This is a genomic window from Pseudomonas sp. RGM2987 (assembly GCF_022952855.1).
Lineage (GTDB): Bacteria > Pseudomonadota > Gammaproteobacteria > Pseudomonadales > Pseudomonadaceae > Aquipseudomonas.
On sequence record NZ_JALJDX010000152.1, the window covers coordinates 1 to 13,349 of the forward strand.

The 13,349-nt window shown below is 63.5% G+C and carries 10 protein-coding genes; 8 read left to right on the top strand and 2 right to left on the bottom strand.

The window, feature by feature from the left end; genetic code table 11:
• Positions 1-28: 28 nt before the first annotated feature.
• The gene (locus RGM2987_RS06115) at positions 29-1,339 is read right to left on the bottom strand and encodes an MFS transporter (RefSeq protein ID WP_245139217.1); all 1,311 of its coding nucleotides are present in this window, start codon (positions 1,337-1,339) and stop codon (positions 29-31) included.
• Positions 1,340-1,530: 191 nt separating this feature from the next.
• Between RGM2987_RS06115 and RGM2987_RS06120 the strand changes: the two genes are divergently transcribed.
• The 6 genes from RGM2987_RS06120 to RGM2987_RS06145 all read left to right on the top strand — a co-directional run bounded on the left by RGM2987_RS06120 (position 1,531) and on the right by RGM2987_RS06145 (position 9,529).
• Entirely contained in the window at positions 1,531-2,655 is a 1,125-nt protein-coding gene (locus RGM2987_RS06120; RefSeq protein WP_245139218.1) for a sugar diacid recognition domain-containing protein, read from the top strand.
• A gap of 305 nt (positions 2,656-2,960) precedes the next feature.
• The gene (locus RGM2987_RS06125; RefSeq protein ID WP_245139219.1) at positions 2,961-4,097 is read left to right on the top strand and encodes a glycerate kinase; all 1,137 of its coding nucleotides are present in this window, start codon (positions 2,961-2,963) and stop codon (positions 4,095-4,097) included.
• 247 nt (positions 4,098-4,344) lie between these two features.
• Positions 4,345-5,970 carry a methyl-accepting chemotaxis protein gene (locus RGM2987_RS06130; protein ID WP_245139220.1) on the top strand — a complete coding sequence of 542 codons (1,626 nt, stop codon included), beginning with the start codon at positions 4,345-4,347 and terminating at the stop codon, positions 5,968-5,970.
• A 41-nt stretch (positions 5,971-6,011) separates the two neighbouring features.
• Positions 6,012-7,199, top strand: coding sequence for an aminotransferase class I/II-fold pyridoxal phosphate-dependent enzyme (locus RGM2987_RS06135; RefSeq protein WP_245139221.1), 1,188 nt, complete (start codon positions 6,012-6,014; stop codon positions 7,197-7,199).
• A gap of 322 nt (positions 7,200-7,521) precedes the next feature.
• A complete protein-coding gene (locus RGM2987_RS06140) occupies positions 7,522-8,223 on the top strand; it encodes a response regulator transcription factor (RefSeq protein WP_245139222.1) in 702 nt (233 codons plus the stop codon).
• 4 nt (positions 8,224-8,227) lie between these two features.
• Positions 8,228-9,529 (top strand): ATP-binding protein, encoded by a 1,302-nt coding sequence (locus tag RGM2987_RS06145; RefSeq protein ID WP_245139223.1) that lies wholly within the window; start codon positions 8,228-8,230, stop codon positions 9,527-9,529.
• A 53-nt stretch (positions 9,530-9,582) separates the two neighbouring features.
• On the opposite strand, the gene RGM2987_RS06150 is transcribed toward RGM2987_RS06145, so the two are convergent.
• A complete protein-coding gene (locus RGM2987_RS06150) occupies positions 9,583-10,224 on the bottom strand; it encodes a DUF1345 domain-containing protein (RefSeq protein ID WP_245139224.1) in 642 nt (213 codons plus the stop codon).
• A gap of 478 nt (positions 10,225-10,702) precedes the next feature.
• On the opposite strand from RGM2987_RS06150, the gene RGM2987_RS06155 reads away from it, so the two are divergent.
• The gene (locus RGM2987_RS06155; RefSeq protein ID WP_245139225.1) at positions 10,703-12,781 is read left to right on the top strand and encodes an EAL domain-containing protein; all 2,079 of its coding nucleotides are present in this window, start codon (positions 10,703-10,705) and stop codon (positions 12,779-12,781) included.
• Between the two features lie 259 nt (positions 12,782-13,040).
• Positions 13,041-13,349 carry an RcnB family protein gene (locus RGM2987_RS06160; RefSeq protein WP_245139226.1) on the top strand — a complete coding sequence of 103 codons (309 nt, stop codon included), beginning with the start codon at positions 13,041-13,043 and terminating at the stop codon, positions 13,347-13,349.

Here is a 13,349-nt window from a genome sequence, read left to right on the forward strand (position 1 = left end):
CACCCCCCCGCTCCCACAGTGCGACACATCAAGTCCTTAGCGTACGCGTCACGCGCAACGCCAGCAGGCTGCCGGCCACGATCACCCCGGCCAATACGTACAGCGCTGCGTCAGTCGAGCCAGTGGAGTCCTTGACCCAGCCCACCAAGTACGGGCTGAGGAAGCCGGCCATCTGGCCCATGGAGTTGATCAACGCCAATCCGCCGGCCGCGGCACCGGCGCTGAGTAGGGCAGTGGGCACCGGCCAGAACATCGGCAGGCCGGTGAGGGCGCCCATGGTGGCGATGGAGAGGCCGATGATCGCCACCGTCGGCGTGCTGGCGAAATTCACCGCGATCAACAGACCCGCCGCGCCCATCAACATCGGCACCACCAGGTGCCAGCGTCGCTCCTTGCGCAGGTCCGCCGAGCGGCCCACCAGCAACATGAACAGCGCGGCCAGCAGGTACGGGATCGCGCTTAGCCAGCCGATCACCAGGTTATCGCCGAAGCCCAGGCTCTTGATGATCGACGGCAGCCAGAAGTTGATCGCGTAGACGCCGCTCTGGATGCAGAAATACACCAGGCCAAACGCCCAGATCGCCGGGTTCTTGAACACGGCGAGCAAGGAATCGCTGCTGGTTTTCGGTTTGTTCGCCAGGTCCTCGGCATGGTCGGCGCTGAGCACGGCGCGTTCGTGGTCGGTCAGCCACTTGGCGTTGGCGAAAGTGTCACTGAGCAGGAAAAACGCCAGCGCTCCGAGGATCATCGTTGGTACGCCTTGCAGCAGGAACATCCATTGCCAGCCCGCCAGGCCGCCCTGGCCCGCGCCGAAGTGGTTGAGGATCCAGCCGGAAAACGGACTGCCCAACAGGCCCGACACCGGGATGGCCGACATGAACAGCGCCATGATCCGGCCCCGGCGGAAGGTCGGGAACCATTGCGAGAGGTACAACACCACGCCCGGGAAGAACCCGGCTTCGGCCGCGCCGGTGAGCAGCCGCAGGGTGTAGAACCCGGTGGGCGTGGTGACGAACAGCAGGCAGGTCGACAGCGTGCCCCAGGTGATCATCATCAGCGCGATCCAGCGCCGTGGACCGAACTTGCTCAGGGCCAGGTTGCTGGGTACGCCGCACAGCACGTAGCCGATGAAAAAGATCCCGGCGCCCAGGCCGTACACGGTTTCGCTGAACTTCAGCGCATCGAGCATCTGCAACTTGGCGAAGCCAACATTGACCCGGTCAAGATAGTTGAACAGGTAGCAGATGAAGATGAAGGGGATCAAACGCAAGGTGATGCGTTTGTAGACGCTGTTTTTTTCGTCGGGGGTAGCCAGGAGGGCTGTTGCGCTCTGGGACATGGCGGGTCTCTCTTTATTATGATTTTTGCGAGCCAGGGGGTAACGTTGACCGCCCCTTGAGTCTCGGCCAGCCCAAGGCCCCGTGTCTTTGTGCCTGAGCACAGGGTTTGGTTGAAGACCCTGTGCGTCTGACCAACGTTCAGGCATGACACTCGAAAATAACAATCCACGCCGCTGCAAGGAACCCGCTGATGTTCGAACTCGATCACGACCTGGCGCAGGACATCGTCGACCGGGCGATGGCGATCCTGCCGTTCAACGTCAACGTCATGGACAACCAGGGACTGATCCTCGGCAGCGGCGAGCGTGAGCGGGTCAACACCCGGCATGAGGGCGCGCAACTGGTGCTGGCCAACGGTCGGGTGGTGGAAATCGACGAACACACGGCGCAGCACCTCAAGGGCGTGCAGCCGGGGATCAACCTGCCGCTGATGCTCGACCAGCGGTTGATCGGCGTGCTGGGCATCACCGGCCAGCCCGAACAGTTGCGCACCTATGCCGAACTGGTGCGCATGACCGCCGAAATGCTGCTGGCCCAGCGCAACCAACAGGCCGAGCAGCAATGGCGCCGCCAGCGCTGCGATGATTTGCTGGCTTTGCTGCTGGGCGATGCCGGTGATTCGCCACGGCTGTTGGACGAAGCGCAGCAGATGGGGCTCAAGCCACAATTGTCGCGGGTGCCGTACCTGTTCGAGCTCGGCCTGGAACACGGACCAGGGCAGACCGTCGAGACCTTGAGCGCCTGGCTGATGTCCCGCTACCCGGACAGTTGGTGCCTGACTTCGTCGAAATCCTCGTTGCTCTGGTGCCGGCCGGTCAGCGCTTCGGTGGAAAACGAGCGGCTGCTGGGCAAGCTCGACGGGTTGGGCTGGAGCATTCTGCGAGTAGCAATAGGTGGACAGGCCGAGGGGCTGGCGGGGCTGCGGCGGTGCTATCGGCGGGTGGCCGACCTGCTGGCCTACGGACGGGACGTGCTGCCGCAGTCACGATTGCTGGCCCTCAGCCGTTATCGCTTGCCGGTGATGCTCTGGCGCCATCGCAGCGACGATGCCCTCGACGAGTTGCTGACACCGTTGCGCAAGGTCATCGCCAAGGACAGCAACGGCCAGTTGCTCGCGACGCTGCGCTGCTGGTGCGACCACGACGGCCAGAGCCAGGCCTGTGCCGAAGCCCTGGGCATCCACCGTAACAGCCTGCGCTACCGGATGGAGCGCATCGCCGAGCTCAGCGGCGTCGACCCGTTGCGGCTGGACGGGATGCTGGCGTTGTACCTGGGGGTGCAATTGTTGCCGCAGACCGAAAGCACACTGCTATAACCCTGTGGGAGCGAGCCTGCTCGCGATGGCGGTGGTGCTGAGAAATTGTGTTGTCTGTGCCGCCGCCTTCGCGAGCAAGCCCGCTCCCACAGTTGTTCTGTGGTGTACATGAATTTTGTATCCACCGCTGCTTAACTGTGGGAGCGGGCTTGCTCGCGAAGAGGCCCTCCCATCCAACACCAATCCCCAAGCAAACCCACCCTTTGTAAAATTGAACAATAATCCCCCCAGTCTTTTGTGCGGCAGACCGGGGTCACGGCCGTGGTCAGCTGGCAGCATGCTGTGCATCGGAACCGGAGAATAAAATGAAAATCATCATCGCCCCCGACTCGTTCAAGGACAGCCTCAGCGCCCAGGGCGTGGCCGATGCCATTGCTCGGGGGCTGGCCCAGGTCTGGCCGGATGCCCGGTTGATCAAGTGCCCGATGGCCGACGGCGGCGAAGGGACGGTGGAATCGGTGCTGGCTGCCTGCAATGGCCAATGGCGGCGCAACCGGGTCCAGGGCCCGCTGGGTGTCGCCGTCGAGGCGCGCTGGGGCTGGTTGTCCGAGAGCCGCACGGCGATCATCGAAATGGCCGAGGCCAGCGGTTTGCAATTGGTGCCGCCGGGGCAACGGGACGCCTGCATCAGCAGCACCTACGGCACTGGCGAGTTGATTCGCGCCGCGCTGGACGAAGGCGCCGGGCGGGTGATCCTGGCGATCGGTGGCAGTGCCACCAACGACGGTGGCGCCGGTGCGATGCAGGCGCTGGGCGTGGTGTTGCTCGATGAGCACGAAAACCCCCTGCCACCGGGCGGCCTGGCCCTGGCGAGACTGTCGCGTATTGACCTGAGCGCGCTGGACCGGCGCCTGGCCCAGGTCAGTTTCGAGATCGCCGCCGATGTCGATAACCCGCTGTGCGGGCCCCACGGCGCCTCCGCGGTCTTCGGTCCGCAAAAAGGTGCTTCGGCCGAACAGGTGCAGCAACTGGACCAGGCCTTGGGCCACTTTGCCGAGCGTTGTGCCCAGGCGTTGAACAAGGATGTCCGCGACGAACCGGGCAGCGGCGCCGCCGGTGGCCTGGGGTTCGCGGCCAAGGCCTTCCTGGGTGCACAGTTTCGCACCGGTGTGGACGTGGTTGCGCAACTGACCGGGCTGGCCGAAGCGATCAACGGCGCCGACCTGGTGATCACCGGCGAAGGCCGTTTCGACGCCCAGACCCTGCGCGGCAAGACCCCCTTTGGCGTGGCCCGCATCGCCCGCGAGCGGGGCGTACCGGTGGTGGTCATCGCCGGCACGCTGGGGGAAGGCTATACCGCGCTGTATGAACACGGCATCGACGCGGCCTTCGCCTTGGTCAACGGGCCAATGACCCTGCAAGAAGCCTGCGCCGAGGCCCCACGCCTGCTGGCCGAGCGCGCCCAGGACATTGCCCGGCTGTGGCGGATCGCCGCTCGATAGCGAGTCGGACACAACCCCTGTGGCGAGGGAGCTTGCTCCCGCTCGGTTGCGCAGCGGCCGCAAGATGGGACTGCTGCGCAGTCCAGCGGGAGCAAGCTCCCTCGCCACAAAAAGTTTTTGAAATATATTTTTACAAACTCCTGCAAAAACCCTAACGCCCAGCCGATAACGGGTTAAGCGCACTAAAAAATATTCCAATTCTGCGCCTCCCGGCATGGACGCTCGACCCCAACATCCGAGGTCTCCCATGTCCTTACGTAGTCTGAATATCGCGCCCCGAGCCTTTCTCGGCTTCACCGTCATCGCTCTGCTGGTCATCCTCCTGGGCGTGTTCGCCGCCAATCGCATGTCGGTCATCCGCCAAGCCTCGGTGGACATGGAACAGTCCCAGGTGCCCAGCATCGGCTACCTCGCCAATGTGCTGGAAAACGTGCTGCGCATGCGCATCCTCTCGTTCCGGATCCTGGTCAACCGCGACCCGGCCAGCCTTAGCGAAGCCGAAACGCGCATCGGCGTGCTCACGGAAAAATTGAACAAGGCCAACAGCAGCTACGCCGCGCTGCCGACCACCGCGCAGGAGGCCGAACTGTACAAAACCTTTTCCGCGACCCTGGAAAAATACCTGCTGGCCCAGAAGGACATGCTCGACCTGTCGCGCCAGAACAAGGTCGACGAGCTGCGCGCCCACATCAACACCAAGATCAAGGAAGGCACCGACCTGATGGGCGAGCAGCTCAACAAGCTCATCGCGATGAGTGTGGCCAGCGCCGGTGCGGCGTCGGCCAACGCCGGTGAACACTACAACAGCGCCATCACTGGCATTGTCATCGTCTCGGTCATTGCCGCGCTGGCGACGGTGGTCTTGGCCTTGCTGCTGACCCGCAGCATCGTCACCCCCCTCAACCGCGCACTGGAGGCCGCGCGCACGATTGCCGGCGGGAACCTGGTCCAGGTCATCACGGATGACGGCAAGGACGAACCCGGCCGCTTGCTCAAGGCCCTGGCCGATATGCAAGCCAGCCTGCGCAAGACCATCGAGCAGATTGCCGGCTCCGCCACCCAATTGGGGGCGGCGGCCGAAGAGCTGAGCGCGGTGACCCAGGAATCCTCCCGCGGCCTGCAACAGCAGCACAACGAAATCGAACAGGCCGCCACCGCCGTCAACGAAATGACCGCTGCGGTGGAAGAGGTGGCCCGCAACGCGGTGTCCACGTCCGAGGCCTCGAACCAGTCGACCCAGGCGGCGCGAGAAGGCCGCACCCGCGTGGTGGAAACCGTCGACGCGATCCAGACCATGACCCATGACGTACAAACCACCGCTTCGATGATCGAAGGCTTGGCAGTCCAGGGGCGTGACATCGGCAAAGTGCTGGATGTGATCCGTGCCATTGCCGAACAAACCAATCTGCTGGCGCTCAACGCCGCCATCGAAGCCGCCCGCGCCGGGGAGGCCGGACGTGGTTTCGCGGTGGTGGCTGATGAGGTCCGGGCCCTGGCCCATTGCACGGCGCAGTCGACCCAGGAAATCGAAAAAATGGTCGCCGGCATCCAGAACGGCACCGGCGAGGCCGTGCAGTCGATGCAGCAAAGCAACCAGCGCACCCAGAGCACCCTGGAACTGGCCCGCGCCGCCGGCGTGGCGCTGGAGCAGATCACTCAGTCGATCCACCAGATCAACGAACGCAACCTGGTGATCGCCAGCGCTTCGGAGGAACAGGCCCAGGTCTCCCGTGAAGTGGACCGCAACCTGGTCAACATCCGCGATCTCGCGACTCAATCGGCGTCAGGTGCGCAGCAAACCAGCGACGCCACCCATGAACTGTCGCGCCTGGCGGTGGGTTTGAATGCGATGGTGGCGCGGTTTGTGATTTGAGATAGGGTTGAGGCTGGACCCCGCGCAATCAGGAGACGTACATGCGCTTTTCAGCCTTGACCCAACGCATCACCGGCGATGGCGCTGCCGCCTGGCAGATTCACGACCGGGCGCTGGCCATGCGCGAACGGGGCATTGACGTATTGCTGTTGTCGGTGGGCGACCCGGATTTCGACACGCCCCGGGCCATCGTCGATGCGGCGGTGGGCAGTTTGCGGGCCGGCGACACCCATTATTCGGATATCCGAGGCCTGCACTCCTTGCGCACGAGCATTGCCGGGCGCCATCGTCGGCGGTGCGGCCAGGCGGTGGGCGCCGAGCATGTCATTGTGCTGCCCGGGGCGCAGTGTGCGGTGTTTGCGGTCGCGCAATGCCTGCTCAATCCCGGCGACGAAGTGATTGTCGCCGAGCCGATGTATGTCACCTACGAAGCCGTGTTCGGTGCCTGTGGGGCGAAAGTGCTGCCCGTGGCGGTGCGCCCGGAAAACGGTTTTCGGGTCGAGCCGGCCGATGTGGCGCGGCTGATCACCCCGCGCACCCGCGCAATGCTGCTCAACAGCCCGAACAATCCGTCCGGCGCCAGCCTGCCGTTGGCGACCTGGCAAGCGCTGGCGCGGCTATGCATCGAACATGACCTGTGGCTGATCAGTGACGAGGTCTACAGCGACCTGTTGTACGAAGGCGAGCACATCAGCCCGGCCTGCCTGCCGGGCATGGCCGAGCGCACCGCGACCATCAACAGCCTGTCCAAGTCTCATGCCATGACCGGCTGGCGCATCGGCTGGGTCATCGGCCCTGAACCGTTGGCCGGGCACTTGGCAAACCTGTCGCTGTGCATGCTGTTCGGCCTGCCGGACTTCGTGCAGCGGGGAGCCCAGGTGGCGCTGGAGACGGATCTGCCCGAGGTGGCGCACATGCGTGAAGAGTACCGCCAGCGCCGGGATCTGGTATGTGCCGCGTTGGGCGATTGTCCGGGCCTTGAACCGGTGCGGCCCGATGGCGGGATGTTCGTGATGGTCGACGTGCGCCCGACCGGCCTTGACGCCCAGGCGTTCGCCGAACACCTGTTGGTGGGCTACGGCGTGTCGGTACTGGCCGGTGAAGCTTTTGGGCCCAGTGCGGCGGGGCATATTCGCATCGGGTTGGTGGTCGACCAACTGAAACTGGCGGATGCCTGCCAGCGGATCGTCTCGTGCGCCGAGGGCTTGTTGCACGAGCGGCGGGCCTGAGGGGCGATGTCCGCTCGGTGGCCTCATCGCGAGCAGGCTCGCTCCCACAGGAACCGTGTTGATCCGCAATGCCCAGGGCAGCGGTAAAGCTTTGTAGGGGGTGTGTGAAATTGTGTAAGGGGTTTGCTCGGGGGCGGGCGGGGGCGTATATCCTTGGCAGCTGGATTCTCAGGTGACTGTATTGACGCCTTCGCGAGCAAGCCCGCTCCCACAGTTGATCTGCGGTGTACATGGATTCTGTATTGACCACCGGTTAACTGTGGGAGCGGGCTTGCTCGCGAAGACGGTCCATCAGGCGCCACAGCACTTTCTGGAAACACCTATGCCCAACATCCTCCTGGTCGAAGACGACCCCGCCCTCTGCGAACTGATTGCCAGTTACCTGGAGCGCAACGGCTATCAGGTCAGTGTGCTCAGCCGTGGCGATCAGGTGCGCGAGCGGGCCCGGGTCGATCCGCCGGATCTGGTCATCCTCGACCTGATGCTGCCGGGGCTGGACGGCTTGCAGGTTTGCCGCTTGCTGCGGGCCGATTCGGCGACGCTGCCGATCCTGATGCTCACCGCCCGGGACGACAGCCACGACCAGGTGCTCGGCCTGGAAATGGGCGCCGACGACTATGTCACCAAGCCGTGCGAGCCTCGTGTCTTGCTGGCGCGGGTGCGGACCTTGTTGCGCCGCAGCAGCCTCACCGAGCCACAGACGGCGAGCGACCGCATTCTGATTGGCAACCTGTGCATCGACTTGTGCGAGCGCACCGTGACCTGGCGTGGGCAACCGGTAGACCTGTCCAGTGGCGAATACAATCTGCTGGTGGTTCTGGCCCGCCATTCCGGCGAGGTACTGAGCCGCGACCAGATCCTGCAACGCCTGCGCGGCATCGAATTCAATGGCACCGACCGCTCGGTGGACGTGGCGATTTCCAAGTTGCGGCGCAAGTTTGACGACAACGCCGACGAAGCGCGCAAGATCAAGACGGTGTGGGGCAAGGGCTATCTGTTCAGTCGTTCCGAGTGGGAATGCTGAGTCGATGTGGAAGCTGCTGATTCGCCTCTACCTGGTCACCATCGTCTCCTACAGCGCGGCGATCTACCTGATGCCGGAGCTGGTGATCCGCCTGTTCCAGGAACGCTTCCTGACCTACAACCTCGATTATTCCCGGGGCCTGCAAACCTTGCTGGTCAAGCAGTTCCACGCCGTGCCCAGCGAGCAGTGGCCAGCGCTGGCGGCGCAGTTGGACAAGGACTTCGAGCCGCTGCGCATCGAGCTGGCGCCCATCGATGATCAAGGCTTCACGGCCAACGAGCAGGCGCGTCTCAAGCAGGGTGAGAATGTGGTGCGCCTTGGCGATTGGGCCTGGCGAACCCTGGCTGTGTCGCCGCTGGACGGGCAGACCGCGGTCAAGATGATCGTTCCGCCGGACCCCACGGACGTCAACTGGCTGTACTGGAGCATCAACGTGCTGATCGGCGCGACGATGCTGGCCTGCCTGCTATTGTGGCTGCGGCCGCACTGGCGCGACCTGGAACGGCTCAAGCGTACCGCCGAGCGCTTCGGTAAGGGCCATTTGAGCGAGCGCACGCACATCGCCTCCAGTTCGAACATCGGCAGCCTGGCCCATGTGTTCGATACCATGGCCGGGGACATCGAGAAGCTGCTCAATCAGCAGCGGGATCTGCTCAACGCCGTGTCCCACGAGCTACGCACGCCGCTGACCCGCCTGGACTTCGGCCTGGCGCTGGCGCTGTCCGATGACCTGCCGCCGGCCAGTCGGGAACGCCTGCAAGGCCTGGTCGCGCACATCCGTGAACTGGATGAGTTGGTGCTGGAATTGTTGTCCTACAGCCGTTTGCAGAATCCTGAGCGATTGCCCGAGCGGGTCGATGTGGCGCTGGATGAGTTCATCGACAGCATTTTGGGCAGCGTCGATGAGGATCTGGCGGCACCGGAGGTGGTGATCGACGTGCTGCTGCACGGCGCGCTGGAGCGTTTCGTGCTGGACCCGCGCCTGACTGCCCGAGCGTTGCAGAACCTGTTGCGCAACGCCATGCGCTATTGCGAAAAGCGGATCCAAGTGGGGGTGCTGGTCAGCGAGCAGGGCTGCGCGATCTGGGTGGACGATGACGGCATCGGGATTCCTGACGCCGAACGCGAGCGGGTGTTCGAGCCGTTCTACCGCCTGGACCGCAGCCGCGACCGCGCCACCGGCGGCTTCGGCCTTGGCCTGGCAATCAGCCGCCGCGCCCTGGAAGCCCAGGGCGGCACCCTGACCGCCGAAATCTCGCCGCTGGGCGGCGCGCGCTTCCGGCTATGGCTACCCACCCGCTCTTGATCTTGTGGCGAGGGAGCTTGCTCCCGCTGGGCCGCGAAGCGGTTCCACCCGCATCACCCAAACAACCCCGCCGCAATATTGATCGAAAACCCCAGGATCGCTGTGTTGAACACAAAGCCGATCAACGATTGCGCCAGCACAATCTTGCGCAACTGGCGGGTGGCGACGCCCACGTCCGAGGTCTGCACCGCCACCCCGATGGTGAAAGAGAAATACAGGAAATCCCAATAATTGGGGGTGGTCAGCCCTTCGGCAAAGCGCAGCGCCGGTTCCTTGCCGTTCCAGGTGTAATACAGCCTTGCGTAGTGGACGCTGAAGATCACTCCGATCAGCAGCCATGAGCCGATCACCGTCATGGCCGTGAAGCCGTAATGCAGCAGTCTGGCGGTGGCGTGCAGGTCGCGACTGCCGGCCAGTTCCAGGGTGATGGTCGCCAGGCTGGCCAACGCCGCGATGCAGACCGTCAGCAGCACCAGCCCGGCATTTTCATCCTCGGCTTCGGCAATACGCCTCACATCAGGCGCCTTGGCCCGCACGGTCAGCCAGAACATCAGCAACAGATAGCTCCAGACGCCGGCATTCCAGCCGATAAGGAATTTACTGGGGATGGAATCTGCCGGAGCCAGGACGCCGACCGTCAGGCCGAGGACCGTGGCGATGGACAAGCGCGGGTGGGTGCGGGTGAGCAAGGGCATCGGGTTAGTCAGCCAGGGCGGTGATTGGAGCCGGCATGGGGAATCCTGCTGGAAACGATCGCCAGATAGTAGCCGAACAGTCGCGGCTGTGGAGATCTTCATGGGCTGACCCACCGCTATCGCGAGCAGGCTCGCTCCCACAGAGACTTGTGGCGGACGGTAACCTTTTGAACACCGATAACCCTGTGGGAGCGGGCTTGCTCGCGAAGACGTCAGCACATTCAACACCTCTGGTCGCAGACTCACCGCTTTCGCGAGCAAGCCCGCTCCCACAAGGGATTGGGCGCGCCAAGGGAGTTGTGCCATGGGCACTCGCGGTGGCTTCTACAAGAATGGAAAAGTGTCTTTCGTCGCAAATGTTCCGGCGTTGATGGCTTTTTGACATTTACCCCGTGCGTCCATGACACGATTCAGTACAATCGCCGGCCTTCAACCGGGCATGGAAGCAGTTCGGCTTTTCAGTTACGAGAAAAATTCCATGCTCCTCGGCAATTATTCACCCGCCCTTGTTTCCATTTCCCTGTTCGTTGCAGTGCTAGCGTCCTATACGGCGCTGGACCTGGCCGGACGTATCGCCACGGCCCAGGGACGGGCCGCGCATTGGTGGATGGCCGGCGGCGCGTTGGCGATGGGGGTGGGGGTCTGGTCCATGCACTTCATCGGCATGCTGGCGTTCACTTTGCCGGTGGAGTTGGGCTACGACATTTCCATCACCGCACTGTCGTTGCTGATCGCCATCCTTTCCTGCGGTTTTGCCTTGTGGTTGGTCAGTCAGCCGCAATTGCCGGCCTGGCAGTTGGCCTTCGGCGCGTTGATCATGGGCGCCGGTATCAGCGCCATGCACTACACCGGCATGGCGGCGTTGCAGATGCAGCCGGGCATCGATTATGACCCGACCCTGTTCGGCGCCTCACTGGTGATTGCCGTCGCGGCCAGCGCGGCGGCGCTGTGGATCGCCTTTCGGCTGCGGCAAAACACCCCCCATGTACGTCTGGCCCGTGCCGGCGCTGCGGTGCTCATGGGCATCGCGATTGTCGGCATGCATTACACCGGGATGGCCGGGGCGCAGTTCAGGGACGGCAGTTTCTGCGGCGCCCTGGACGGCTTGAGCGGCAAGGGCCTGGACAACATCGTGCTGATCACCACCCTGGCGGTGCTGGCGATTGCCTTGCTGACATCGATCCTCGACGCACGCCTGGAAGCCCGTACCGCCGAGCTGGCCCAATCCCTGACCTTGGCCAACCGGGAGTTGACCCAACTGGCCCTGCACGACCCCCTCACCGGTTTGCCCAACCGCGTGCTGCTGGCTGACCGCATCGACCAGGCCATGCACCGGGTGCAGGAGCAGGGCGGTTGCTTTGCGTTGATGTTCATCGACCTGGACGGCTTTAAGCCGGTCAACGATGCCTTTGGTCACCACATGGGCGATCTGTTGCTGCGCGACGTGGCCCTGCGCCTGCGTGAAGACCTGCGCAGTCAGGACACCCTGGCACGGATCGGCGGCGATGAATTCGTGCTGCTGGTGCAACTGGCCGAGCCTGACGACGCCTTGCGACTGGCTGCTCGTCAGGTCAGCCTGATCGCCCGTACGTTCCGGGTGGCCGAGCACGACTTGCAGATCTCCGCCAGCATCGGCATCTCGCTGTTCCCGGGCAACGGCCAGAGCGCCGAAGAGCTGCTGATGAACGCGGACGCGGCGATGTATCACGCCAAAGGTGCGGGCAAGAACGGCCACCGATTCTTCGATGCCTCGATGAACAACAATGCCCGTAAGCAACTGCAACTGCTGCAGGATTTGCGCATCGCTGTCGAGCAGCGGCAGTTCAGCCTGCATTACCAGCCCAAGTTCGACGCCGCCAACGGCCGTCCGGTGGGCGCCGAGGCCTTGTTGCGCTGGACTCATCCAACCCAGGGCCTACTGATGCCCGACATTTTCATCGACCTGGCGGAGAAGACCGGCCTGATCATCCCTATCGGCGAATGGGTGTTGAACGAGGCCTGCCGCCAGATGCGCGAGTGGTATGTGCTCGGCTACACCGACTGGCGCATTGCGGTCAATCTCTCGGCCTTGCAGTTCTGCCACACAGGGTTGGTGCAGAGTGTCGCCCGGGCGTTGGAGACCCATCATCTGCCGCCTAACAGCCTGACCCTGGAAATCACCGAAACCACCGCCATGAGCGATGCCGACGCGAGCATGACCGTATTGCAGCAGTTGTCGGACATGGGCGTGGACCTGTCCATCGACGACTTCGGCACCGGCTATTCGAGCCTGATGTACCTCAAGCGCTTGCCGGCCAATGAGCTGAAGATCGACCGTGGCTTCGTCCGTGACCTGGAGCATGACAGCGATGACGCGGCCATCGTTTCGGCCATCGTTGCCCTCGGCCAGGCACTGGGCCTGCGGATCGTCGCCGAAGGGGTGGAGACCAATGTGCAGCAGAGCTTCCTGACGCAGTTGGGCTGCGATTCGCTGCAAGGCTACCTGCTGGGACATCCGCTGCCGGCGGAGGGGTTCCTGCACAACATTCGCCAGGCTCATCGGGTGGAGATGGCTTGAGACGGTCAATGCACCTTGTGGCGAGGGGATTTATCCCCGCTGGGTCGCACAGCGACCCCATAACATCCAACGCAATCTGTCTGATGCACCGAGTTGCCAGGATTTAGGGCTGCTTCGCAGCCCAACGGGGATAAATCCCCTCGCCACAGGGATGTGTGTCGGTTCAGTAAGGCACTATTGCCTTGCCGAGACACTAAAAGGAATGTTTCGCCACCGCCGAAGTCCCAGAGTCAGTACCTTGAATAACTGGAGTCTTCCCATGCGCAAACCAACCCTGATCGCCAGCCTGTTCCTGACGGCCGGCCTTGTAGTCCTCGGCCCTGTGGCGCAAGCGGCTCAAACCACCGGCGATGCGGTGGAGCATTCGCCCAACAACGGTCGCCGGCTGGTCGAGGCCGACCGCACGCCGGCCGAATATCAGCGCGCGGACAAAGCCATCAAGAACTGGAAGGAAAAGGGCCTCGAAGCACCGGATGAGGGGTCGCAATGGGTGCAGATCAATGACAAATACGTGATGGTGGTCATCGCCTCCGGCCGGATCCTCAAGATCACCCCCGCCACGCGCTGA

Bases quoted from the DNA above. Each gene is read 5' to 3' on its own strand.
- RGM2987_RS06115 (WP_245139217.1), bottom strand. From the start codon at position 1,339: ATGTCCCAGAGCGCAACAGCCCTCCTGGCTACCCCCGACGAAAAAAAC.
- RGM2987_RS06120 (WP_245139218.1), top strand. From the start codon at position 1,531: ATGTTCGAACTCGATCACGACCTGGCGCAGGACATCGTCGACCGGGCG.
- RGM2987_RS06125 (WP_245139219.1), top strand. From the start codon at position 2,961: ATGAAAATCATCATCGCCCCCGACTCGTTCAAGGACAGCCTCAGCGCC.
- RGM2987_RS06130 (WP_245139220.1), top strand. From the start codon at position 4,345: ATGTCCTTACGTAGTCTGAATATCGCGCCCCGAGCCTTTCTCGGCTTC.
- RGM2987_RS06135 (WP_245139221.1), top strand. From the start codon at position 6,012: ATGCGCTTTTCAGCCTTGACCCAACGCATCACCGGCGATGGCGCTGCC.
- RGM2987_RS06140 (WP_245139222.1), top strand. From the start codon at position 7,522: ATGCCCAACATCCTCCTGGTCGAAGACGACCCCGCCCTCTGCGAACTG.
- RGM2987_RS06145 (WP_245139223.1), top strand. From the start codon at position 8,228: ATGTGGAAGCTGCTGATTCGCCTCTACCTGGTCACCATCGTCTCCTAC.
- RGM2987_RS06150 (WP_245139224.1), bottom strand. From the start codon at position 10,224: ATGCCCTTGCTCACCCGCACCCACCCGCGCTTGTCCATCGCCACGGTC.
- RGM2987_RS06155 (WP_245139225.1), top strand. From the start codon at position 10,703: ATGCTCCTCGGCAATTATTCACCCGCCCTTGTTTCCATTTCCCTGTTC.
- RGM2987_RS06160 (WP_245139226.1), top strand. From the start codon at position 13,041: ATGCGCAAACCAACCCTGATCGCCAGCCTGTTCCTGACGGCCGGCCTT.